We start from the raw sequence: 23,776 nt of genomic DNA on the forward strand, positions 1-23,776 counted from the left end.
TCGGCATGTCGTTCCATCCGGTCGCAAATCGAGAGCTACATTCGAGCAATCACATAATCCTCAACCAGAGGTTTAGATATGTGACAGTTGTGAACTAGTGTGATCGTTGATGCATCAGGAAGCAACCCTGACATTCATGCAGATGATCGCGCGGTTCGACCTGATTGGAGATGCTCGTGCCGTACCGCAAACCGAAACGTTCCTACGTGCTCCCGGTTGTCACCACACTTGCGGTAGCGTCTCCGCTCGCGACATTCACGCTGAGCGACTCGACCGATTACCGTTCGACAACCGGAAGCGAGCTCGCCGCAATCCCCGCGCAACTGGCCGAGGTGGGTCTCACCACCGTCCCCGACATCACCCTTCCGCTGCGCGAACTCACCGGGCTCGACCTGCCTGATCTGCATCTTTCGGATCTACGCATGCTGCCGATTCCGGAATCCATTCCGGTTCCCCAAGGTTTGCCGCTGCCTCCCGGCATCGAGCTACCGAAGGAAATTCCACTACCCAAGCTCGATTCCGGACAGAACACACCGAGCCAATCGGTTCCCGGACAAACAGTTCCGGGCCAGAACATCCCAGGCCAATCACTACCCGGCCAAACGGTTCCGGGCCAGAACATCCCAGGCCAACCGCTTCCCGGCCAAACCGTTCCAGGCCAATCACTACCCGGCCAATCACTACCCGGCCAATCACTGCCCGGCCAACCGCTACCTGGCCAAACAGTTCCCGGCCAGCCCCTACCCGGCCAAACAGTTCCCAGCCAATCACTACCCGGCCAAACCGTTCCCGGTCAGAGCACCACCGGCCAACCGCTTCCCGGCCAGACGGTTCCGAGCCAGAACACCCCAGGCCAACCGCTCCCCGGCCAAACCATCCCGGGTCAATCGACTCCAAGCCAAACTTTCCCAGATCAGCCCCCCTCCCCAGCGCAGGCCGCGACCCCCGGTCAACCGACCCAGGGCCGTTCCGCAGCCGCGGCTTTCATCGCCGACCCCGCCCAGATCGAGCCCGACGTCACTCCCGACACACCGGCACTGTCCCCCGGCGCCGTCCCGCCGGAACTCCTCGGCCAGGTCGGCGCGCAGGTCAAGGAGCTCAGCCGCGATACCCCGTTCAGCGTGGTCGCACTGACCGCGCACGATTTGGTGAATACCAAGGCGCTGGTGCGGGCGCGCCAGTCCGATGGCACCTGGGGTCCCTGGTACGACACCGAGGCCGTCGACACTCGGCGCAACGATCGGGCGACGGGCGGCACCACCGGCACCGAACCGATCTACGTCGGCAATACCAAGTCCGTACAGATTCTGGTGACCCGCAAGCCAGCCGTGGCGCGCACGCCGCGTCCCCCGGTCGTGGGTGACGCGGAGGGCGCCGTGCCGATGCTGCCCACCCCGGCTGCCGGGCGCTCGGATGACCCGGCCCAGACCGCCGCCGCACTGACGGCCGTGCTGATCGATCCGGGCCGCGGCGCGATCGACGGTGCGCTCGGCAATGTCGCGGCGGCGCTGCCCAGCGGCGGACCCAATGTCATCACCCGATCCCAGTGGGGCGCGGACGAATCCATCCGCTGCGAGGAACCCACCTACGACGACCAACTCGGCGGCCTCACCGTGCACCACACCGCGGGCCGCAACGACTACACTCCGGCCGAATCGGCGGGCATCGTGCGCGCGATCTACACCTATCACGCAAAAACATTGGGCTGGTGCGATATCGGCTACAACGCGCTGGTCGACAAGTACGGCCAGATCTTCGAGGGCCGGTTCGGCGGACTGGATCGTCCGGTGCAGGGCGCGCACGCGGGTGGATTCAACGAGAACACCTCGGGCGTCGCGCTGATGGGCAACTACGAGTCCGAGGAACCATCGGAAGAGGCGATCAACGCGATCGGCCGATTCATCGGGTGGCGGTCCAAGATCGCGGGCCTGGATCCCAAGGGCTACACCACGATGTACTCCGAGGGCACCGAATTCACCTCCTACGCGCAGGGTGAGGCGGTTCGGCTGCCGGTGGTGTTCGCGCACCGCGACGTCGGCAATACCAGCTGCCCCGGTGACTCCGCCTACGCGGATATGGATCGCATTCGAGATATCGCGGCGGGCATATCGGCGTCGTCCGGCACCTCCACCAGGCCGCAGCAGCAGGCACAGGCGCCGACGGCACCACAGCCCCGAACGCAGACCCAGACCGATATCGCCACGCTCGCCGCACTCACCGCCAAGCTGCTCGGCATGGTGAATCAGAATCCGATCGCCAAGCACTGGGCCGATAAGGGTGGTCCCGATGGTCCGCTCGGCGCGGCGGCGTCCGAGCCGATGCCCGCCGCACAGGGGCAGCAGTACGCGAAGTTCGTCAACGGGTACGTCTATACCGGCCCGGATGGTCAGATATTCGAGGTGCTCGGCGCGATCCTGGATCGCTTTCTCGCCCTCGGCGGGGATGCCGGAATCCTCGGGCTGCCGACGAGCAACAGCTACCCGGTGCCGAATGGACTGCGCACCGACTTCCAGTACGGCTCATTGGTTCTCAACCAACTGACCGGCATTGTCAGCACCGTCTGGAAGACATACAACGACACCTACCAACAGCAGGTCAACCGCAACCCGGTCGCGGCACCAGCCCCGGTCCCGGCGAGCTGACACAGACAATCGCGTGCTGCGCGCACACCTAGTACAGTTGAGATCGTCACGCGAGTGATGCTGAGCGGTGGGACCGCCCTGGTACGACGGCCCCACCAGGTGGGATTACCTAGCCCGCCAGACTCGGCGGACCACGATGAGCACCCCGGCGATCACGGCAGCTCCTATCAAGCTCATGCCGTAATCGACCGGGGTCTCGCTCTTTTTCCGGCGATGCTTCGCCATCCCCACCACCTCCCTCCTGGGCTGCGCTGGTGGACCACTCAGCGCCCCCTCGGCGGGAGGTACGCACACCTTACGTTGCGGAAATCCTTGGGATGCAGCGGGTTCGGCTCAGATCCACCAGCGCTCGAGTACCTGCGCGACACCGTCTTCGTTGTTCGCCGCGGTGACCTCGTCCGCGGCGTCGATCGCCTCCGGATGCGCATTGGCCATCGCGACGCCATGGCCGACCATGGTCAGCATCGGAACATCATTGGGCATATCGCCGAACGCGATGATTGCCGAATGTTCGACACCGAGGCGTTGGGCGACGATGGCCAGGCCGGACGCCTTGGTGACGCCGGGTGCGGAAATCTCGATCAGGCCATGGTCGGTCGAGTAGGTGATATCGGCGCGATCACCGATCAGCGGCGCCAGGACCGCGCGCATATCGGCGCTCAGGGTGCCGCGTAGTCGAACCAGCATCTTGATCGCGGGCGCATCGATCACCTCGGCGCGCGAGACCTCGGTGTCATCCGGATTCAGCCAGGCATGTTCATACTCTGGCGAACTCACGAATTGCGGCGTCACCGCGTCATGCGCGCTGGCGCCGACGCGTTCGGCGGCGAGACCGCAGCCGGGCAGCGCCCGTTCGGCCAGGTCGGCGATCCAGGCGAGCGTGTCGACGTCCAGGGTCCGGCTGGTGAGTACCCGGTCGGCGGCGCTGTCGTAGATCACCGCACCGTTGCCGCAGACGCACAGCGGCGCATAGCCCAGCCCTTCGACCACCGGATCGATCCAGCGCGGCGGCCGTCCGGTGGCGAGCACGAAGGGCACCCCATCGGTGATCAGGGCGGCCACGGCCGCCTTGGTTCGCGCGGTGACCCGCTCGTCGTGATCGATGAGGGTGCCGTCCACATCGGTGGCAACCATCTTCGGCTTGGGCAGGTGCAGGCGCGTCACCTATTCCATCCTGCCGGAAGACCATCTCGGCGAGGTCGCGGCTATCACTGTGACGGCGGTCGCCGCCATGGGGAGTCCTCGGTCTTTATCGTCGGGTCGGACTGTCGTTTAGTCAGATCCGGCGGTGGAGAATCCGGCGCTGCCTGCGGATTCGCGCCCGATTGCGGCTGCGCGGCCGACTGATCGCTACCTGCTTGCGGATGCGACTGCGCACCTGGGACATCAGGCGACGGACCAGATTGCGGATAAGGAGAATAGGGCGTCGGTACGGACGGAGACTCGGCCGACGGCACACCAGCCCCAGGCGGATACCCGGCTGGTGGCACGCCAGGACCAGACGGATACCCAGCCGACGACACGCCAGGACCAAACGGATACCCAGCCGGTGGCACACCGGGGCCAGACGGATATCCAGCCGGTGGCATGGCAGATCCAGACGGATACCCAGCCGACGGCACGCCAGGCCCGGCCGGATACCCAGCGGGCCCGTACGGGTACGCGCCAACAGACGGTGCGGCCACCGGACGGTAATCGAGCCAGCGCCTCGTCGGCGGCACTAGTGTGAGCACCGCGGTCGCGATCGGGAAAATCAGCCCGAACAGCCCGCCGATCTCGGCCGCGCTAGCGCCCGAGGTCGTGTAGCGCGCGGTTACCGCGTATCCAGCGATACCGGCCACCACCACCACCGCGCATCCGGCCACCACGAGCACCCGACCGAGCGGCCGCCTGGTGAACATCATTACTGCGCCGACACCGAGTAGGAACGCCGAGACCACGGCGATCGAACCGGTCACCAGCAGGTAGGTCTTGAACCAGCTGTGCACGAAGAGGCCGGTCGAGTCGTACTCCGCGAGATCACGGGCCAGGTCGGTCGCCCCGAGCACGATATTGAGGCCGCCGCCGAGCAATTGGCCCGCACTGCCGACGCTCGCCAGCACCCCGGCCGTGATCGCGGTGCCGCCACTCGGTGCGGGTGCCGGGACCGATGGATAAGGCTGATATTGCGGATAACTCATGAAATCCCCCTGAGAGCGTCGGGAAAAGGCCTGGACGCGCCGGTCTCGCCAGGATAGAGGACATGCCGATCTCACGCGTGTCACGCACGCTCGCACGCACGTCCTTATGATCAGGGGCTAACACTCGATGCTGGCCCGACCAGCCGTAGGACCAGAGGACTGATGACCGGCTTCCTGCTACGACGCGCGTTCAATTATGTCGTGCTGTTGCTGCTGGCTTCGTTCCTGACGTTCAGTCTGGCGTCGCTGACGTTCACGCCGCTGGACAGTCTCGAACAGCGCAATCCACGTCCGCCGCAGGCGGTGATCGATGCCAAGGCCGAACAGCTGCATCTCAACGAGCCGATTCCACAGCGCTATATCAGCTGGCTGAAGGGTATCCCGCAGGGTGACTTCGGCCAGACGCTGGCCGGACAGCCGGTCAGCGAGGAACTGCCGCGCCGAGTCCTGGTGAGTCTACGGCTGCTGATCATCGGTTCGATCGTGGGCACGGTGCTCGGGGTTCTGATCGGTGCGGCAGGGGCGATCCGGCAATACAAATTCAGCGATTACTTCACCACGGTCATCTCCCTGCTGGTACTGAGCACGCCGGTGTTCCTGCTCGCCACCTTGTTGAAATACGGTGCGCTGGAAGTGAATACGCTCACCGGCTCGCAGATCTTCCTCTATACCGGCGAGACCTCGGCGAACAAGATCAACGGTTTCTTCCCGCAGTTGCTCGACCGCCTGCAGCATCTGGTGTTGCCGACGGCCGGTCTGGCCCTCGGCGCGATGGCCGGTTACAGCCGCTATCAGCGCAATGCCATGCTCGACGTGCTGCAGAGCGATTTCATCCGCACCGCCCGCGCCAAGGGCCTGACCCGTAACAAGGCGCTCTACAAACACGGCCTGCGGACCGCACTCATCCCGATGGCGACGCTGTTCGCCTACAGCCTCGGCGGGTTGATCACCGGCGCGACCTTCACCGAGAAGATCTTCGGCTGGCACGGCGTCGGGGAATGGCTGGTCAATTCGATCAATGCCCAGGACCTCTATGTTGTCGTCACGGTGACGGCATTCGCCGGTCTGGTCGTACTGGTGTCGGGGCTGCTCTCCGATATCGTGTACGCGATTCTCGACCCCAGGGTGCGTGTGGGATGACGGAAGCCGAAATCATTGTCCAAGGCGCGCCGGAGGTCGCTGCCGCCTCGGGTCGGCGCAGGCTCGTACTGCGGCGGTTCCTGCGCAATAAGGCCGCCGTCGCGGGCGTGCTGATGCTGCTGATGCTGGTGCTGCTCGCCTATGTGCTGCCGTACTTCTGGACCTGGGACTATCAGGAACTCGACGGCACGGCGCTGCGCAAACCGCCGTCGGCCGAGCATCCGTTCGGCACCGACGCCATCGGCCACGATGTGCTCGCCCAAACCCTGCGTGGCATGCAGAAATCGCTGATCATCGGCTTCTGCGTCGCCATCATCAGCACCACCATCGCGGCGCTCACCGGCTCGATCGCCGGACTCATCGGCGGTTTCACCGATAAGGCCATCATGTGGCTGGTCGATCTGCTGCTCGTGGTGCCGAGCTTCATCATCGTCGCGCTGTTCGCGCCGAAGACCAAGGGCAGCGGGTCCATTCTGCTGCTGATCCTGCTGTTGAGCGTCTTCGGCTGGATGATCAGCGCGCGCATCGTGCGCGGTCTGACCATGAGTCTGCGCGAACGCGAATTCGTCAAGGCCGCACGGTATATGGGCGCGCCGACCAGGACGGTGATCCTGAGCCATATCCTGCCGAATATCGCATCGATCCTGATCATCGACACTACGCTGTCGGTGGGCGCGTCGATCATGGCCGAAACCGGTTTGAGCTTCCTCGGATTCGGTGTGCAGTCGCCGGATGTCTCACTCGGCACGCTCATTGCATCGGGCACCGCATCGGCGCTCACCTTCCCCTGGCTGTTCATGTTCGCCGGTGGACTGCTGATCGTCATCGTGCTTTCGGCGAATCTGGTCGGTGACGGTTTGCGTGACGCATTCGACCCCAGTGCCAAACGGGCTCGCTCGCGCAAGAAGGCCGGGTCGGAAAAGAAGGTTGTAGCGTCATGACGGGCCCGGCAGACAAGGTCGCCATCGAGAAGAACTCCACCGCACCGCTGTTGGAGGTCACCGATCTGCGGGTCACCTTCCCCAGCGAGGAGGGTCGCATCGACGCGGTGCGCGGGGTGAACTACACCGTCTCCGATGGCGAAGTGCTCGCCATCGTCGGCGAATCCGGATCCGGCAAATCGGTGTCCTCGCTCGCGGTGATCGGATTGCTGCCGGAGCAGGCGCGGATCAATGGTTCCATTCGGCTGCGCGGGCGCGAACTGCTCGGGCTCGGCGACCGCCAATTGTCCAAGCTGCGTGGACGTTCCATCAGCATGGTGTTCCAGGACCCGCTCTCGGCGCTGACACCGGTGTACCGGGTGGGCGATCAGGTCGCCGAAGCCCTGCTCGCGCATACGGATATGACCGGTCGAGAGGCCTCGGCGCGGGCCGTCGAACTGCTGGATCTGGTCGGCATTCCGGAACCGGCATTGCGCGCCAAGGCTTTTCCGCACGAGTTCTCCGGCGGTATGCGTCAGCGGGTTGTCATCGCGATGGCCATCGCCAATGACCCCGCGCTGATCATCTGCGATGAGCCGACCACCGCACTCGATGTGACGGTGCAGAAGCAGATCCTGAATCTGCTGCGCAAGGCGCGCGATATCACCGGCGCCGGGGTCATCATGATCACCCACGATATGGGGATCGCGGCAACGCTCGCCGATCGGGTCGCGGTGATGTACGCCGGGAAGATCGTCGAAACCGCCCCGGCGGCAGAGCTTTTCGCCGCGCCGCGGATGCCTTATACGGTCGGTCTGCTCGGTTCGATTCCGCGGATGGACGGCCCGCCACGCAGCCCGCTGATCCCGATCGTCGGCGCACCACCGGCCATGCACGCACTGCCGCCGGGCTGCTCGTTCGCACCGCGCTGCCCCATCGCCATCGATGATTGCCGTGCGGCCGAGCCGCCATTGGAGAAGACCGGCCCCGGCCATTCGGCCGCCTGCATCCGCACCGCCGAGGTCACCTCCGCCGATCTGTTCGATGCCTACCGCCAGGAGATTCCGGAGCCGAGCGCCGAAGCCGATACCGATGAGCGGGTGGTGCTGCGGGTTTCGGATCTGGTGAAGACCTACCCGATCACCTCGGGTGTGGTGTTCAAACGCCGCAGGGGCGAGGTCCGCGCCGTCGACGGCATCAGCTTCGAGGTGCGCGCCGGACGCACATTGGCGCTGGTCGGCGAATCCGGATCCGGAAAATCCACTACACTCACCCAGATTCTCGACCTGGTGCGGCCGCAAGAGGGCACCATCGAGATCATGGGCAGCGATATCGCGACCCTGACCAAGGCGCGCAAGCGGGAGATCCGCCGGAAGATGCAGATCGTCTTCCAAGATCCGACGGCCGCACTGGACCCGCGGCTGCCGATCTTCGACGTGCTCGCCGAACCGATGCGCATCGATGGCCGCCCCCGCACCGAAATCGCCGAGCGCATACCGCAATTGCTCGAACAGGTCGGTCTGCGGCCCGAACACGCCGATCGCTATCCCGCCGACTTCTCCGGCGGCCAGAAACAACGCATCAGCATCGCCCGTGCGCTGGCCCTGGATCCGGAGATTCTCGTGCTGGACGAGCCGGTGTCGTCACTGGATGTGTCCATCCAGGCGGGTGTGCTGAATCTGCTGCGCAATCTGCAGACCGAGCACGGTCTGTCCTATCTGTTCGTCTCCCACGATCTTTCGGTGGTCCGCAATCTGGCCCACGATATCGCGGTCATGTATCGCGGAAAGATCGTGGAGGCCGGGCCCGCCGAACAGATCTTCGACCGTCCCAGCAACGACTACACCCGGGCGTTGATCGATGCGGTTCCGGTGCCCGTCGTCAGTCGATAAGGGAGAACGCGATGCGATCGAGAACCCGAACCAGATGGGCGGCACCGGTCGTCGCATTGGGTCTGATCGCGGCGGGCTGTGGTTCGGGCGGCGATTCGACGGCGGGGCTGTCGGATACGCTCGGCACCACAAACGACATCAACCCGAAGAGCGTCGACGAAATTCGTGACGGCGGGAATCTGCGCTTGGCGGTGACGTCGTATCCGGCCAACTGGAACACCCTGTCCAATGACGGTAACGACGGCGAGATAGCCGATATCGAACGGTCGCTGATGCCACGCGCGTTCGACACCAACCCCGCGGGCGAATTGTCCATCGACAAGGACTATTTCACCGATGTCGCACTGACCGACACCAACCCGCAGCAGGTGACCTACACGATCAATCCGAAGGCCGTCTGGTCCGACGGTAATCCGATCACCTGGGAAGACATCAAATCCGAGGCCAATGCGCTCAGCGGTAGGGACAAGCGGTTCCTGATCGCCATCACCAACGGCTTCGAATTCGTGGACAAGGTGGAACGCGGCATCGACGACCGCCAGGCCGTGCTGACCTTCAGCCATCCCTACGCCGAATGGCGTGGCCAGTTCGCGGGCAATGCCTCGCTGTTCCCGAAATCCGTTACCGCCGACCCGGATTCGTTCAACAACAGTCTGGCCGATGCGATGGGACCGAGTGCAGGACCGTTCCAGGTCGTCTCCACCGACCGATCGCAGGGCCGAATCGTGCTCGGCCGCAATCCGAAATGGTGGGGTGCGAAACCCAAACTCGACACCATCACCTACAGCGTGCTCGACCACTCGGCATGGACGACGGCGCTGCAGAACAACGAACTCGACCTGGTACAGCTGACCACGGTCGACGATGTCCAGACGGTGCGCAATACCGGCGGCCTGGTGGTGCGGCGCGCGCCGGGTAATCGCTGGCGCCACATCACCTTCAATGGTGCGCCGGGGTCGATCCTGTCCGACGCCAGGGTGCGCGTCGCGATTTCCAAGGCCATCGATCGGCAGGCGATCGTCACCGCGATTCAGAACGGGCTGGTGGAGAATCCGAAGCCGCTGAACAATCACATATTCCTGCAGGGCCAGGCGGGCTATCGGGACAATAGCCTCGGCTTCGATCCGACCGCCGCGGCGCGCGAACTCGACGAGGCCGGTTGGAAGCGCAACGGCGATGTGCGAGAGAAGGACGGGCGCAAGCTCGTCATCCGCGATGTCATGTACAACGATCCGACCTGGGTGCAGATCGCCCAGATCATCCAGCGGAATCTCGCCGAAATCGGGGTCGGGTTGACCATCGACACCAGGCCGGGGGCCGGGTATTTCACCGATGTCATCCAGCCCGGTGATTTCGACGCCGCCCAGTTCATCTGGGTGGGAGATGCGTTCGCGTTCAGCAGTATTCGACAGGCGTATTACTACGACCCGAACGATCTGCAGGGCAATTACGCCCGCGTCGGCTCGCCGGAACTCAATGCCCTGATCGATCGCACCCTGTCGGAACTGGATCCGGCGAAGGCGCTCGAGCTGGCCAATGAGGTGGATCGCAAGGTGTTCGAGGAGGGTCATTCGCTGCCACTGATGCAGAGCGACGGCAGCTTCGGCGTCCGCGCGAATCTCGCCAATATCGGTTCCCCCGGCCTCGCGTCCTACGACTACACCAAGATCGGATTCGTGAAATGACAACAGCACGCATCGCCCGGCACCGCCGGGTTGGAATTCGGATCGCGGCACCCGCCGTCGCCATCGCGCTGATTCTGTCCGGGTGCGGGTCGGGCGATGATGTGACGGCGGGTTCCAGCTCGATCGGCACGGCCAATGACATCAATCCGAAGGACGCCGGCGATCTGCGCGACGGCGGGAATCTGCGGCTGGCGCTGACGGGTTTCCCGGCGACCTTCAATGCCTTGCATGTCGACTCCGACGGCGACGTATCCGATCTGGTCGGGTGGACGCTGCCGGGCTCGGTCAAATCCGATGCGGCGGGCAATATCACCACCGATACCAACTACTTCACCGAAATCAAACTCACCAATACCAATCCGCAGACCATTGTCTATACGATCAATCCCAAGGCGATCTGGACCGATGGAACGCCGATCACCTGGGAAGATCTGAAATCCCAGGCCGAGGCGCTCAGCGGGCGCAACCCGGCCTTCCAGGTGGCGGCAACCCAGGGCTACGCCCAGATCGGCACGGTCGAACGCGGTGTCGACGACCGCCAGGCGATCGTCACCATGGCCCAGCATTATGCGGAATGGCAGGGCATCTTCAGCACGGTCTACCCCAAGGCGTCGACCGCGACACCGCAGGCCTTCGACGACGTCAACCGCAACGGTCTGCCGGTTTCGGCAGGGCCGTTCGTGATCACCTCGATCGATAAGGCGCAGCAGCGAATCATATTGAGCCGCAACCCGAAATGGTGGGGTGATACGCCGAAGCTGGATACCGTCACCTACAGCGTGCTCGACTACTCGGCGCGGCTGAACGCACTGCAGAACAATGAACTGGATTCGGCGACGGTATCGGGCATCGATGAGGTCAAGACCGCCTCGAACGCGCCGGGCATCAAGGTGCGTCGTGCGCCCGCGCCGCGGTTCTCGCACTTCACCTTCAATGGCGCGCCCGGCTCGATCCTCGCGGATCCGAAACTGCGCGTTGCCATTTCGAAGGGTATCGATCGGCAGGCCATCGCGACATCGGCCCAGCAGGGCGTGGTGGTCGACCCCAAGCCGCTCAACAACCACATCTTCATGGTTGGTCAGAAGGGTTATCAGGACAATGCGGCAGCGGTGGCCTACAACCCCGAACAAGCCGCCAAAGAACTCGATGATCTCGGGTGGAAGCTCAATGGCGATGTCCGCGAGAAGGACGGCCGCAAGCTGGAAATCCGCGATGTGATGTTCCAGCAGGAGAGCTGGGTGCAGATGGCGCAGATCGCACAACAGAACCTGGCGAAGATCGGCGTCAAGCTGATCATCCAGACCTACCCCGGCAATGGACTTTTCACCGATGTGGTCGATCCGGGCAACTTCGATATCGTTCAATTCACCTGGAGCGGTGGCATTCTCCCGCTCGGTGCGCTGCCGCAGATCTACGCCTTCGACCCGGCGAATACGTTGAGCAACAAGGGCAAGATCGGCTCGCCCGAACTGAATGCGCTGATCGAGCGGACAATCGCCGAACTCGATCCCGAGAAGGCCATCGAGTTGGCGAACGAGTGCGACAAGATGATCTTCGAGGAGGGCTTCTCGCTGCCCATCGTGCAGTCCGCGGGCACCGTCGCGGTGCGCGAGGGGCTGGCCAATTACGGCGCCTTCGGCCTCGCGTCGGCGGACTACACCAAGGTCGGGTTCGAGAAATGAGATTCGCGACCGCGGTGGCGGTTCCGGTTATCGCGCTCGGCCTGATCGTGACCGGTTGTTCCGACAACAGCATCACCCCGGGCACGGTCGATATCGGCAGCACCAATGACATCAACCCGAAGGATCGCAGCGAACTGCGTGACGGCGGGAATCTGCGCCTTGCCATCACCAACTTCCCGGAGAACTTCAACTATCTGCATATCGACGGCACCACCGATACCACGGCCTCGGTGATCAATCCGACCATGCCGTCCCCCTGGGTGAGCAATGCCGCGGGAGAACTCACCGTCGATCACAATTACTTCACCGACATAAAGCTGACGAATACCAGCCCCCAGCAGGTCACCTACACGATCAACCCGAAGGCCGTATGGTCCGATGGCACACCGATCACCTGGGAGGATCTGCGATCAGAGGCGGCCGCGCTGAGCACGAAGGATCCCGGCTTCCTCATCTCCTCCCCCAGTGGCTTCGACCGGGTCGAGAGGGTCGAACGAGGCGAGGACGACCGGCAGGCGATCGTCACCTTCAATAAGCCGTATGCCGAATGGCAAAGTCAATTCAGTCCGCTGTATCCGAAGTCCGTCACTGCCACTCCGGATGCGTTCAGTAACGCCGACCACGACACGCTCCCGGTCAGCTCGGGTCCGTTCATGCTCACCGCCATCGATCGCGCGCAGAACCGGATCACGTTGGGCCGCAATCCGAAATGGTGGGGTGATACCCCGAAGCTGGATACGATCACGCTCAGCGTGCTCGACGATTCCGCAGTGCTGCCCGGGATCCAAAACAACGAGATCGACTATGCCTATATGTCCGGCATCGAGAATGTGACCGGGGCGAGGAACTCCAAGAACGTGGTGGTGCGGCGCACGCCCGAGCCCAGTTGGTCGCATCTGACCTTCAATGGTGGCAAGGGCGCCCTGCTCGCCGATCCACAACTGCGCATTGCCATTTCGAAGGCAATCGATCGGCAGGCACTCGTGACCGCTGCCCAGAACGGTGTCGTCGAAAATCCGACGCCGCTGAACAACCACATCTATATGAAGGGGCAGAAGGGCTACCAGGACAATTCGGCTCCCATCGCCTACGACCCCGCCGAGGCGGCGCGGATGCTCGACGCGCTCGGGTGGAAGCTCAATGGCGATGTACGCGAAAAGGACGGCCGGAAGCTGGAACTGCGGGACGTGATGTACCAGCAGGAGGGCTGGGTGCAGACCGCGCAGATCGTGCAGCAGAACCTCGCGAAGGTCGGCGTGAAGATGACCATCCAAACCGTACCCGGCCAAGGGTTGTTCAAGGATGTGATCGATCCGGGAAACTTCGACATCGCCCAATTCAGCTGGGGCGGTAGCGTGCTACCGCTGGGGGTGCTGCCACAGGTCTACGCGTATGACCCGAACAACCCGAACAGTCAGGGGAGCAATAAGGCCCGCATCGGCTCCCCGGAACTGAACGCGCTGATCGAACAGACCATTGCCGAACTCGATCCGGCGAAGGCCATCGAGTTGGCGAACAAATGCGATCAGATGATCTTCGCCGAAGGCTATTCGGTGCCATTGCAGCAGGCCTCGGGTACCTATGCGGTCCGCGATAACCTCGCCAACTACGGCGCCTTCGGCCTCGCCACCCCCGACTACACCAAAGTCGGCTTCCTGAAGTGAAATTCGGACCGGGCCACCCATTGGCCTATCCGGTCTCGGTGACGATCGGCGCCCTGGTTGTCTGCCTGGCCTGGGCGCCGTTCGGCGACTTGGACCAGGTGGCGGCGTTGGCGACGGTTGCGTTGGGCATTCTGGGCTATACGGGTTTTCAGCTCGCCATGGCATTGGGCTACCTGTCGAATGGGTTGGCAGATATCCACCCACGCCGAGATACCTCGGGCAGCGATGGCGGCTCACGGTTCCGAACCAACAGCGGAACGGATGTCAGCGCGGATACCGGCAGGGAACCCGAGGACAGCCCGGGCGGGCGAACCGTAGAGATCAAACGGGTGCGCCAGCAGCATCGGCTCGTCAGCCGTAGCTGGCTGGAGATCACCGAAAACTACCGAACTCGCTGGTTGCCAGTGTTTTTCGAGCCGGCGCTGCTCGGTATGACCGAGGCCGAAGCCGATGTGACCGACAGATCCGTCGACACCGCCACCCTGCACTTCTATCCGTCCGGAAAAGCGCGGACCTCCGAACCGCCCGGCCGCCTGATCGACAATCCCTCTCGTCCCGATCCCGACGCCCCGATCCTCGCCACCGACTCCGCGCGGGTGCGCCGCCGCCTGCTGCTCGACGCGCAATCCACCGTCGCCGCGCCTTTCGTGGCACTCATGTGGGTCTACGTCGCCGCCGGTGGCTTCATGGCCTTCCTCGCCGCCACATCGGTTGCCGCCGCCACCGCCATCTGGCTCGGCGCCATTCGCGGCTCCGACCCCAGCTGACTTGCGCTGTCCCGATCGGGCACGGGGGTCATTCGAACGCCGCGAGTGTTGCGCCAGCACCAGCCGCACCGATTTGCAGCGGCATATTCACCCTCGACCGCCCGGTCGGCGAAGCCACGCGCATACCTGCCGCTGCCAGCGGATGCACCATGGTGCCCGCGCCAAGCGCCCCGGCGGTGCGGTCACCGCACTCTAGTTCGGAACCGCTCTGGCCGAGTGGTCGACGAACCGGGCAAGAGGGCTCAGAACTGGTCTGACCACTTGACCTCCTGACCTATTTGGCGCAGAGTTGCGGTATGGCGTTGCAACCGGTGATCAAGCGGTCGGTGTCCGGCGATGTGTTCGAGCAGATCGCGGCGGATGTGCTCAGTGGCGAATTGGCGCCTGGCGCGACGCTCCCCAGTGAGCGGCAGTTGGCGGAGGCATTAGGTGTTTCGCGGCCCGCGGTGCGCGAGGCATTGCAGCGCCTGGCGGCCGCTGGACTGGTGGCGGTGCGGCAGGGCGATGCGACCACCGTGCTGGACTATCGGCGCGGGGCCGGGCTCGAGGTGCTGCCCCGGCTGCTGGTTCAGGCCGGTGAGCTGGAACCGAAGGTCGCGCGCAGCATTCTGGAGGCACGGCTGCACAACGGACCCAAGGTGGCCGAACTCGCGGCGATCCGGCTCGGCAGAACCGAGTCCGCCACTGTACGCGCGGCCCTGGACCGCACCGTCGAAGCGCTCGCCGCCGAACAGGATCCGGTCGCAGCGCAGCGGCATGCGATGGAGTTCTGGGATCACGTCGTCGACGCGGCCGATTCCATCGTCTTCCGACTGATGTTCAACATGTTGCGCGCCGCCTATGAACCCGCGCTCGCGGCACTGGCCCCGATCATGTCCGCCGAGGTGGGCAATGTCGAGGCGTATCGAAACCTGGCCGCCGCCATCGAAACCGGCGCGCCGGAACAGGCCGCGAGCATCGCTCGGGCATTGCTCGAACCAGCGACTACGGCTCTGATCGAAGTATTGGAGGGTACCGAAAACATCGAACGCTGACGGCGAATCCGCGATCCGGCAATCCCCGGGTCATCGCAGCGGTTCGGAATATCGCTCGGTGCGTCACCGATCTGCACCGACTGGCTCCACCAAGGAAAAGACCATGACGAAACCCCAATCATCCCGCAAAGATTCGGCCGAGCACGCGCGTCAGGACGGACGGCCGCTGCGCCGCGGGCTCACCCTCGCCGCCGCCTTCCGCGAATTCATCCGGCATCCCTCGCCCTGGCTCATCGGCACCACGCTGGTGGCGGCGCTGGTCGCCCGAATCACTGTGGGCGACTGGCAATCGACCGATGCGCTGGTGCCCGCGGTCATGCTCGCGGTCTTTCCGGTCTTCGAATGGATCGTGCACGTCACGGTGTTGCATTGGCGGCCAAGGCAACTCGGGCCGATTCCGATCGATAGCGAACTGGCCCGCAAACACCGCGAGCACCATGTGGATCCGCGCGATATCCCGCTGATCTTCATCCCGACCAAGACGCTGTCGGTACTGGTCGTCGTCCTGGTCGCGATCGCGATCCTGGCCTTTCCCCGGCTCGGCCTCGGCCTGACGTTCCTGCTGATGATCACCGCCCTCGGCCTCGGCTACGAGTGGACGCATTATCTGATCCACACCGACTACAAACCGAAAGGCTCACTGTACCGGGCAGTTTGGCGCAATCACCGCCACCACCACTACAAGAACGAGCACTACTGGTTCACCGTGACCACCTCCGGCACCGCCGACCGACTGCTCGGCACCTACCCTGACCCGGCAACCACCGAAACCTCCCCGACCGCCCGCCATCTCCACTCCGCCTGACCGGCTCGGGGGCCCGGGAGATCGCGTGCGTACGTGGGAATACCGACGCGGTAGGCTTCCGAACCCATCGTACGGAGCATCGCGCCACCGGGAGGTCGCCCAGCGGCAGGTAGCGATGTCAGGTCGCCGCGAGCAGACGGTGCGCGATGGTGCGAGCACGGTCGGCCGCGGCCGGAGAATTCTCGCGTACCGCCGTGACAATCGCACCGTCGACGAGCAGCGCGAATTCAGCGGCCAGCTCCTCGGCATCGGATCGCCCTGCGGCGGTAAGTATTTCGGTGAGATAGTCGATGACGCGCCGTTTGTGCCGATCGGCCGCATGATGGGCGGGCGAGCCCGGATCGGCCACTTCGACCATGGTGTTGATGAAGGCGCAGCCGCGGAAGTCCTTGCGGGCGAAGCGTTCGCAAAGCGCGTCGAAAACCGCGAGCGGGCGGTCCGCCGGGTCGCTCGCCCGCGCTTCGACAGACTCGCGCAGCCACGCCAGCCAGCGCCGATCCCGGTCCTCGAGTACCGCGACGACCAGGTCGTCCTTGCTCGCGAAGTGGCGATAGAAGGATGCACGGCCGACGCCGGACTCCTGCAGTAGGCGATCGACGCCGACCGCCCTGATGCCCTCGGCGTAGAAGAGTTCCTCGGCGGTGGTGAGTAATCGCTGTCTGGCCTGCGTTGCCATGGCATCACCGTACCAGGACGGAACCGATCAGTACCATTCGACTTGACGTATTCGGCACCGATCAGTACCGTTTCAACTCGGTACCGATCAGTACCATAATGTTCGAGTTTGGAGTCACGATGTCTCGGCTACCGCTTGTATCGACCGAAACCGCCGACACCGAGCAGGCCGACCTGCTCACCGAGGTGCAGCGCCAATTGGGCCGGGTTCCGAATCTCTATGCCGCCATGGCGAACAGCCCCGCGACATTGCGCGGATACCTGAACATGCGCGACGCACTGACCCGCGGCAAGCTTTCCGCCCGCGTCCGCGAACAATTGGCACTGCTGGTCGCGAGCGAAAACGGTTGCGATTACTGCGTTGCCGCGCACAGCATGCGAGCGGGCCGAATGGGTTTCACCGAGGACGCCATCGCGGCCACCCGCGAGGCGCACGCCGATGATCCGCATGCGGATGCGGTGCTGCGGGTCGCGCGCGAGGTCATGCGGTCGCGCGGCCGGGTCGACGATCGCGTCATCGACTCGGCCCGCGAGCGCGGGGTGAGCGACGCCGAATTGAGCGAGGTGGTCGGCCATATCGCGCTGAATATCCTGTCGAACTACTTCAACCATGTCGCGCAGCCGGAACTGGACTTCCCTGCTGCCGCGCCGACGAAAGGCACCACGATGACCGCGAAATGGCGGCAGGCCACCGAAGTCGCTCTGGTCGACGGATATGCACTGCTCGACCGGGATGGACAGCCGGTGCGTGCGATCGATGATGTCGAGGTATTGATCGAGGGCGGATTCCTGCACGTCAAGGTTGCGGACTCGGCCGAGGTGCAGGTGGTTTCGGCGCCCGCGGTGGCTCTGCTCACCTACCGCCCGGAAGCCTGAGTCGATAGTCGAGAGCCCGGCCCGGTTCATACCGAGCCGGGCTCTTGCCATGTCCGCATACCCTCACCCCGTACCGTCTTGACAACGTACCCTAGGGGGGTATGGTAGAGCCGAGTTCGACGGGACGGCCCGCCGAATAAATCCGAACGGAGCCCCTGATGAACGCAGCAACCAAGTTCACCGGCTTCACCCTCGGTCTCGCGGCGGTCTTCGGGATCGCACTGGCCGTCGGTGCCACGCTCGGGCCGCAGCCCTCCGAGTCCGCGCACGACGCGAAGGGACATGAGGCCATGGGCGAGTCCGAGGAGCTGCCCGCGGGACTCATGGCCAGCGAAAACGGTTACACCCTGCGCTTGGACACCCCACAGACCACCGCGGCGGCGAATGTTCCGCTGCGGTTCCGCATCCTGAATCGCGACGGCGCACCGGTCACCAGCTACGTCCGCAGCCACGACAAGGATCTGCACCTCATCGTGGTCCGCCGCGATATGGCCGCCTTCCAGCACGTGCATCCGGTGCTCGACCAGACCGGAACCTGGAGCGTCCCGCTGAATCTCACCCGCGCCGGTGACTACCGGGTCTTCGCTGACTTCACACCCGATGGCGGTGCGAATCTGACGCTCGGCGCCGATCTGCGGGTCGCGGGCAACTACGACGCGCAAGCACTGCCAGCGCCCACCACTACCGCGCAGGTCGGCGACTACACCGTCGCGCTGAACGGTGCCGTCACGCCGGGCCAGGCCTCGAAGGTTGTGCTCTCGGTCAGCCGCAATGGCAAACCGGTCACCGATCTGCAGCCCTACCTCGGCGCCTATGGTCACCTGGTGGCATTGCGCGCCGCCGACCTCGCCTACCTGCACGTCCACCCGGAAGGCAGTCCCGGTGACGGTGTGACCCCGGCCGGACCAGGCATTACCTTCTACGTCGACGCACCGAGCGCGGGCGACTACCGACTCTTCCTCGATTTCCAGCACGAAGGCGTGGTTCGCACCGCCGAATTCACCCTCTCGGTCGCCGGTCCCGCGCATGTTCCCGCCGCGGAGCCCGCCGGACACGGCCACTGATCACTACCCTGAGTCGCAGAGAACGGAGCACATGATGACCACCGCGACACAACCGTCCGCCGGACAGGTCGAATTGGTGATCGGTGGCATGACCTGCGCGTCCTGCGCCAATCGCATCGAGAAGAAGCTGAACAAGCTCGACGGCGTCACCGCGACGGTCAACTATGCGACGGAGAAGGCGCGGGTCGATTTCAGCGGTGATATCTCACCGGAGCAGTTGATCGCCACCGTCGAGCAGGCCGGTTACACCGCCGCGCTACCGAAGATCGAAGAACCCGCGGAAACCACCGCCGAGGAGGATCCGACAGCGGGGCTGCGGACCCGACTGCTGGTTTCGCTGGTGCTGACGATTCCGGTCATCGCGCTGGCGATGGTGCCCGCGCTGCAGTTCGACAACTGGCAGTGGCTTTCGCTGACGCTGGCCGCGCCGGTCGTGGTGTGGGGCGCGCTGCCCTTCCACCGGGCCGCGTTGGCCAACCTGCGACACGGCACCGCAACCATGGACACCCTGGTGTCGATGGGCACGCTCGCGGCGTTCGGCTGGTCGCTGTACGCGCTGTTCTGGGGTACGGCCGGTATGCCTGGCATGAAGCATCCATTCGAGCTGACCATTGCGCGGATGGACGGCACCGGCAGCATCTACCTGGAGGCCGCGGCCGGTGTCACCACCTTCATCCTGGCCGGACGCTACTTCGAGGCGCGATCCAAGCGGCGGGCCGGGGCGGCGCTGCGGGCGCTGCTCGAGCTCGGCGCGAAGGAAGTCTCGGTGCTGCGCGATCCAGGGGGACGGCAGCCGACGGAGTCGGGGTGGGCAAACGCGGTCGAACAGCGAATTCCGGTCGAGCAGTTGAGCGTCGGCGACATCTTCGTGGTGCGGCCCGGTGAGAAGATCGCCACCGACGGTGTGGTCGTCGAGGGTTCCTCTGCGGTCGACGCCTCGATGCTCACCGGTGAATCGGTGCCGGTGGAGGTCGGTCCCGAGGATGCGGTGGTCGGCGCGACGGTCAATGTCGGCGGGCGGATCGTGGTGCGCGCCAATCGAATCGGCGCCGACACCCAGCTGGCTCAGATGGCGAAACTGGTCGAGGACGCGCAAACCGGTAAGGCGCAGGCACAGCGGTTGGCGGACCGGATCTCCGGTATTTTCGTGCCGATCGTGATCGCGCTGTCGGTCGCGACGCTCGGATTCTGGTTGGGCACCGGCGGTTCGGTCGCCGCGGCCTTCACCGCCGCGGTCGCGGTGCTGATCATCGCCTGCCCGTGCGCCCTTGGGCTGGCCACGCCGACCGCGCTGCTGGTCGGCACCGGTCGCGGTGCGCAGCTCGGCATTCTGATCAAGGGTCCGGAGGTGCTGGAATCGACCCGCCGGGTGGACACCGTGGTGCTCGACAAGACCGGCACCGTCACCACCGGCAAGATGACCCTGCTGGATGTCGTCGCCGCCGAGGGCGAGGACACTGCCGAGGTGCTGGCACTGGCCGGGGCGCTGGAGGATTCGTCGGAGCACCCGATCGCCCAGGCGATTGCCAAGGGCGCACGGGAGAAGCTCGGCACGCTGGGGCAGGTCGAGGATTTCGCGAATATCGAGGGTCTCGGCGTGCAGGGTGTGGTGGACGGCCATGCGGTAATCGTCGGGCGGGCAAGGCTGCTCGCGGACTGGTCGCAGCAGCTGGACGCCGAGCTCGAGCGGGCCATGCACACTGCCGAATCCGATGGCAAGACCGCCGTCGCGGTGGGCTGGGACGGTAAGGCACGCGGTGTGCTCGTGGTCGCGGATGCGGTGAAACCCACCTCCGCCGAAGCGATCTCGCAACTGAAGGCGCTCGGTCTGACCCCGATCATGCTGACCGGCGATAACACCGCCGCCGCGAAAGCCATTGCGGCACAGGTCGGTATCGACGAGGTGATCGCGGAGGTGCTGCCCGCCGATAAGGTCGACACCGTCAAGCGACTACAGGCCGAGGGCAAGGTGGTCGCGATGGTCGGCGATGGTGTCAACGATGCGGCGGCCCTGGCCCAAGCCGACCTCGGCCTGGCGATGGGCACCGGAACCGATGTCGCCATCGAGGCCAGCGACCTGACCCTGGTCCGCGGTGACCTGCGCGCGGCCGCCGATGCGATCCGACTGTCCCGCCGGACCCTCGGCACCATCAAGGGCAATCTGTTCTGGGCCTTCGCCTACAACGTCGCGGCGATTCCGCTCGCCATGGCCGGACTGCTGAACCCGATGCTCGCGGGCGCCGCGATGGCGTTCTCCTCGGTCTTCGTGGTCAGCAACAGCCTGCGCCTGCGCGGCTTCCGCTCCACCGCTCAATAGGAATCGGGCGGGACGGTGTTCATGCCGTCCCGCCCGATCCCGTGGCTCACTGCAGAATGCCGCTATTGGCCAGGCCCATCGCGGCACTTCCGGTGGCCCATGCGGCGGCAGCACTTCCGGTCGCGGCCAAGAGGGAGAGCAGAATCATCGGTTCGACCTTTCCTAGAGCAACGATCAGCAATCGAAAGCTACTGCGACCCAAAGGCGTCCACAATCAGCTGCGCGATACTCTCGGCAACCTCTCGCGACATTGCCAGCCAACTGCCAGCAAGAAATTTCGCGTTTACCTGAGCGAGGTCGACGCCCTCGGCATCGCCCGAACCCGGTTCGCCCAGCGAACTGTCACCTGGACGTCTGCGCGCCTTTGGCTGCAGTGTCGATAGGCCGGTCAGCAGAGCCGGTCATCGCACCAGAGGAGTCAGCCGATGCCCATCATGGACAACCCCGAAGTCCCTCCCGCCGTACATGTTCAGATCGAGCGCGATGCCGATGCGATTCGCCCGATCGGTCCGATGAGGGTGACCGTCACCACGGAACTGGTCGACAAGTTCTCCAGCGGCGCACGCCAATTGGTTGTGCGATCGGCAGCGCTTCCCGACGAGGGCGATCCGCCGGGACCGGTTCGCGACGAGGGCGGGCCGCTTACGAAGGACGGAAGCTGACAAAGGTGCGGCGAATCTGCTATTCGCAGTGCGGCAGAGCGACGGCCGCGTCCAGGTGAAGCGCTACTGGTCGCGTTGTGCAAGCCGCGCGACTCCGGCGCCGGTCAGCTGGTTCAAGGCATGCTGGCGGCCGGTCACGATCATGAGCAGGGCGGCTACTGGGCCGGTGACAGTGGATCCGGCACCGGCGGACCAGTCGGTGTCGGTTGCGACGAGGCGGTGGCCGGTGAATTTCTTGCGGGCGTGGAATGGCGCGTCCGTTGTCCAGATTCGGTTGATCGCCAATCGTGCGGCGGTGACCGGCATGTCGCGGGTGATGCCGAGTGGGACGGCTATGTCTTGGCCGTGCACGAGTAGGTCCATCAGGCGATCGGCCGGTGTGGTGCCGATCGCCGTGACGCGTGCGTCGATGCTGTCGCGCAACTCGCCGAGCAGCTGCTGGGTGGTGCTGCGGTCCGCGTGGCGAATGGCGGTATCGCGGATCGCCCGGTCCAGGCTGCCGCGGGCGCGGATGACATTGATGAGGATCCAACCGAGCGAGGCACGAGCCGACAGCACGATGTGCGCGACGACATCGCGCACTCGCCAACCATCGCACAGCGAAGGATGGTCCCATTCGGCTTCCGACAGCGGCGCCAATAGTTCGACCAGACCGGCTCGCTCGGCGGCGACAGCCCGCCAGATCTGCTCGGCACTCGTCATCGTGTCCTCGGTCATCCGCGTATCTCCTTGTCCCGGTGGATGTTCCAGTAGGGTAGGAACTCCACCGAGGTGGAGGTTCCAGCGAATGTGACTGAGAACACACGCCGCGACGGCCTAGTGAGTATCGGTGAGCTGTCGCGAGTCACCGGCGTACCGGTCCGCACGCTCCGCTTCTACTGCGACAACGGTGTTCTGGAATCGCGGCGCAGCGGGGGCGGGCATCGGCTGTTCGATCCGGCGACCGCGGGCGATCAGGTGCTGCTGGTGCGTCGGCTCCGAACTCTCGGCATCGGCTTGTCGGCGATCATCGAAGTTCTCACCGGAACCCTGACGATCGCCGATGCGATCGCCGCGGAACGCGCGGCACTCGACACCGAACTCGGCATGCTGTCCTGGCGGCGCGCATCGCTACGCGCCGTCGAGGACGCGCCACCCGCCGACCGCGCACGACGGTTGGAATTGCTTGCGTCCGTGCAGGATCGGCACAACGCACACGACAATCTGGTGAGGTTCTGGCGGACGCTGCTCGCCCCGATCCCACCGGCACTGTTCGACGGATTCGTCGCGATGAACATCCCGCGGCTGCCCGCCGATCCGACTCCCCAGCACATTCTCGCCTTCGCCGAACTCACCACCCACATCGCCGATCCCGCCTGCACCGCCGCGATGTCACGACAACTCTGGCGGACGAACCCGACCCGGATCCACGACAAACTCGCACTGGTCACCGGGGTCGCCGAGGCATGCGCGGCCGTGGACGCGCTCGGCACAGCACCACACCCCGGCCCTGAACTCGACCGATTCATCCACGCGCACGCCACCGCCCGACGCGACCGCGACACCCCACGCCTGCGACACCGACTCCTCGACAACGCGCCCGATAACAACCCACACATCCACCGTTATTGGAAGCTCACCACCGAGATCACCGGAACCACCACCGCTGGAGCTGCTCTCTACTGGCTGTACCAAGCACTCGCACAGTGGGTCGACGCATGACAAGCGGTAGCTGTTCGAACGGAATGCCGCGATACGCGGCGCATCCGCGCGCGTCCGCTGCTTGACGGCC

The 23,776-nt window shown here is 64.8% G+C and carries 19 protein-coding genes; 15 read left to right on the top strand and 4 right to left on the bottom strand.

All coding sequences use genetic code 11. From position 1 onward, the window contains the following. Positions 1 to 170: 170 nt before the first annotated feature. Positions 171 to 2,642, top strand: coding sequence for an N-acetylmuramoyl-L-alanine amidase (locus tag NA5_RS01585; protein WP_062981006.1), 2,472 nt, complete (start codon positions 171 to 173; stop codon positions 2,640 to 2,642). 333 nt (positions 2,643 to 2,975) lie between these two features. On the opposite strand, the gene NA5_RS01590 is transcribed toward NA5_RS01585, so the two are convergent. Together NA5_RS01590 and NA5_RS40075 are read right to left on the bottom strand one after the other, a co-directional pair. Continuing rightward, the gene (locus NA5_RS01590; protein ID WP_062981325.1) at positions 2,976 to 3,776 is read right to left on the bottom strand and encodes a Cof-type HAD-IIB family hydrolase; all 801 of its coding nucleotides are present in this window, start codon (positions 3,774 to 3,776) and stop codon (positions 2,976 to 2,978) included. 74 nt (positions 3,777 to 3,850) lie between these two features. Beyond that, positions 3,851 to 4,822: a hypothetical protein gene (locus NA5_RS40075; protein ID WP_157110171.1), complete on the bottom strand. Its 972-nt coding sequence runs from the start codon at positions 4,820 to 4,822 to the stop codon at positions 3,851 to 3,853. A gap of 162 nt (positions 4,823 to 4,984) precedes the next feature. Here NA5_RS40075 and NA5_RS01605 point away from each other — a divergent pair, with 162 nt between their 5' ends. From NA5_RS01605 to NA5_RS01645, 9 genes are all read left to right on the top strand, one after another. Next, a complete protein-coding gene (locus NA5_RS01605) occupies positions 4,985 to 5,962 on the top strand; it encodes an ABC transporter permease (protein ID WP_062981012.1) in 978 nt (325 codons plus the stop codon). Beyond that, a complete protein-coding gene (locus tag NA5_RS01610) occupies positions 5,959 to 6,903 on the top strand; it encodes an ABC transporter permease (protein WP_062981015.1) in 945 nt (314 codons plus the stop codon). The genes NA5_RS01605 and NA5_RS01610 overlap by 4 nt, the downstream gene beginning before the upstream one ends. Further along, positions 6,900 to 8,774 (top strand): ABC transporter ATP-binding protein, encoded by a 1,875-nt coding sequence (locus NA5_RS01615; protein ID WP_062981017.1) that lies wholly within the window; start codon positions 6,900 to 6,902, stop codon positions 8,772 to 8,774. Before NA5_RS01610 ends, NA5_RS01615 begins: the two co-directional genes overlap by 4 nt. 11 nt (positions 8,775 to 8,785) lie before the next feature. Then, positions 8,786 to 10,459 (top strand): ABC transporter family substrate-binding protein, encoded by a 1,674-nt coding sequence (locus NA5_RS01620; protein ID WP_062981019.1) that lies wholly within the window; start codon positions 8,786 to 8,788, stop codon positions 10,457 to 10,459. After that, entirely contained in the window at positions 10,456 to 12,141 is a 1,686-nt protein-coding gene (locus NA5_RS01625) for an ABC transporter family substrate-binding protein (protein WP_062981021.1), read from the top strand. Before NA5_RS01620 ends, NA5_RS01625 begins: the two co-directional genes overlap by 4 nt. Continuing rightward, on the top strand, positions 12,138 to 13,805 hold the full coding sequence (locus NA5_RS01630) for an ABC transporter family substrate-binding protein (protein ID WP_062981023.1): 1,668 nt from the start codon (positions 12,138 to 12,140) through the stop codon (positions 13,803 to 13,805). Before NA5_RS01625 ends, NA5_RS01630 begins: the two co-directional genes overlap by 4 nt. Continuing rightward, positions 13,802 to 14,572, top strand: coding sequence for a hypothetical protein (locus tag NA5_RS01635; protein WP_062981025.1), 771 nt, complete (start codon positions 13,802 to 13,804; stop codon positions 14,570 to 14,572). The genes NA5_RS01630 and NA5_RS01635 overlap by 4 nt, the downstream gene beginning before the upstream one ends. A 296-nt stretch (positions 14,573 to 14,868) precedes the next feature. Continuing rightward, positions 14,869 to 15,606 carry a FadR/GntR family transcriptional regulator gene (locus NA5_RS01640; RefSeq protein WP_062981027.1) on the top strand — a complete coding sequence of 246 codons (738 nt, stop codon included), beginning with the start codon at positions 14,869 to 14,871 and terminating at the stop codon, positions 15,604 to 15,606. Between the two features lie 103 nt (positions 15,607 to 15,709). Continuing rightward, positions 15,710 to 16,411 (top strand): sterol desaturase family protein, encoded by a 702-nt coding sequence (locus NA5_RS01645; RefSeq protein WP_084483801.1) that lies wholly within the window; start codon positions 15,710 to 15,712, stop codon positions 16,409 to 16,411. Positions 16,412 to 16,529: 118 nt separating this feature from the next. Here the strand turns inward: NA5_RS01645 and NA5_RS01650 are convergent, their stop codons facing one another. Next, positions 16,530 to 17,087 carry a TetR/AcrR family transcriptional regulator gene (locus NA5_RS01650; protein ID WP_062981029.1) on the bottom strand — a complete coding sequence of 186 codons (558 nt, stop codon included), beginning with the start codon at positions 17,085 to 17,087 and terminating at the stop codon, positions 16,530 to 16,532. A gap of 119 nt (positions 17,088 to 17,206) precedes the next feature. Between NA5_RS01650 and NA5_RS01655 the strand changes: the two genes are divergently transcribed. The 4 genes from NA5_RS01655 (at position 17,207) to NA5_RS01670 (ending at position 22,005) form a co-directional block, all read left to right on the top strand. Further along, a complete protein-coding gene (locus NA5_RS01655; RefSeq protein WP_062981327.1) occupies positions 17,207 to 17,962 on the top strand; it encodes a carboxymuconolactone decarboxylase family protein in 756 nt (251 codons plus the stop codon). Between the two features lie 158 nt (positions 17,963 to 18,120). Beyond that, complete coding sequence (locus NA5_RS01660; protein WP_062981032.1) at positions 18,121 to 19,026, top strand: DUF8832 domain-containing protein; 906 nt, start codon at positions 18,121 to 18,123, stop codon at positions 19,024 to 19,026. A gap of 34 nt (positions 19,027 to 19,060) precedes the next feature. After that, positions 19,061 to 21,343: a heavy metal translocating P-type ATPase gene (locus NA5_RS01665; protein ID WP_062981329.1), complete on the top strand. Its 2,283-nt coding sequence runs from the start codon at positions 19,061 to 19,063 to the stop codon at positions 21,341 to 21,343. Positions 21,344 to 21,768: 425 nt separating this feature from the next. Beyond that, positions 21,769 to 22,005: a hypothetical protein gene (locus NA5_RS01670; protein ID WP_062981034.1), complete on the top strand. Its 237-nt coding sequence runs from the start codon at positions 21,769 to 21,771 to the stop codon at positions 22,003 to 22,005. 63 nt (positions 22,006 to 22,068) lie between these two features. On the opposite strand, the gene NA5_RS01675 is transcribed toward NA5_RS01670, so the two are convergent. Continuing rightward, complete coding sequence (locus tag NA5_RS01675; protein WP_062981035.1) at positions 22,069 to 22,722, bottom strand: maleylpyruvate isomerase family mycothiol-dependent enzyme; 654 nt, start codon at positions 22,720 to 22,722, stop codon at positions 22,069 to 22,071. A 72-nt stretch (positions 22,723 to 22,794) separates the two neighbouring features. Here NA5_RS01675 and NA5_RS01680 point away from each other — a divergent pair, with 72 nt between their 5' ends. Continuing rightward, positions 22,795 to 23,706: a MerR family transcriptional regulator gene (locus tag NA5_RS01680; protein ID WP_062981332.1), complete on the top strand. Its 912-nt coding sequence runs from the start codon at positions 22,795 to 22,797 to the stop codon at positions 23,704 to 23,706. Positions 23,707 to 23,776: the final 70 nt, after the last annotated feature.

It is taken from the genome of Nocardia anaemiae NBRC 100462, from assembly GCF_001612725.1.
GTDB classification, from domain to species: Bacteria; Actinomycetota; Actinomycetes; order Mycobacteriales; family Mycobacteriaceae; genus Nocardia; species Nocardia anaemiae.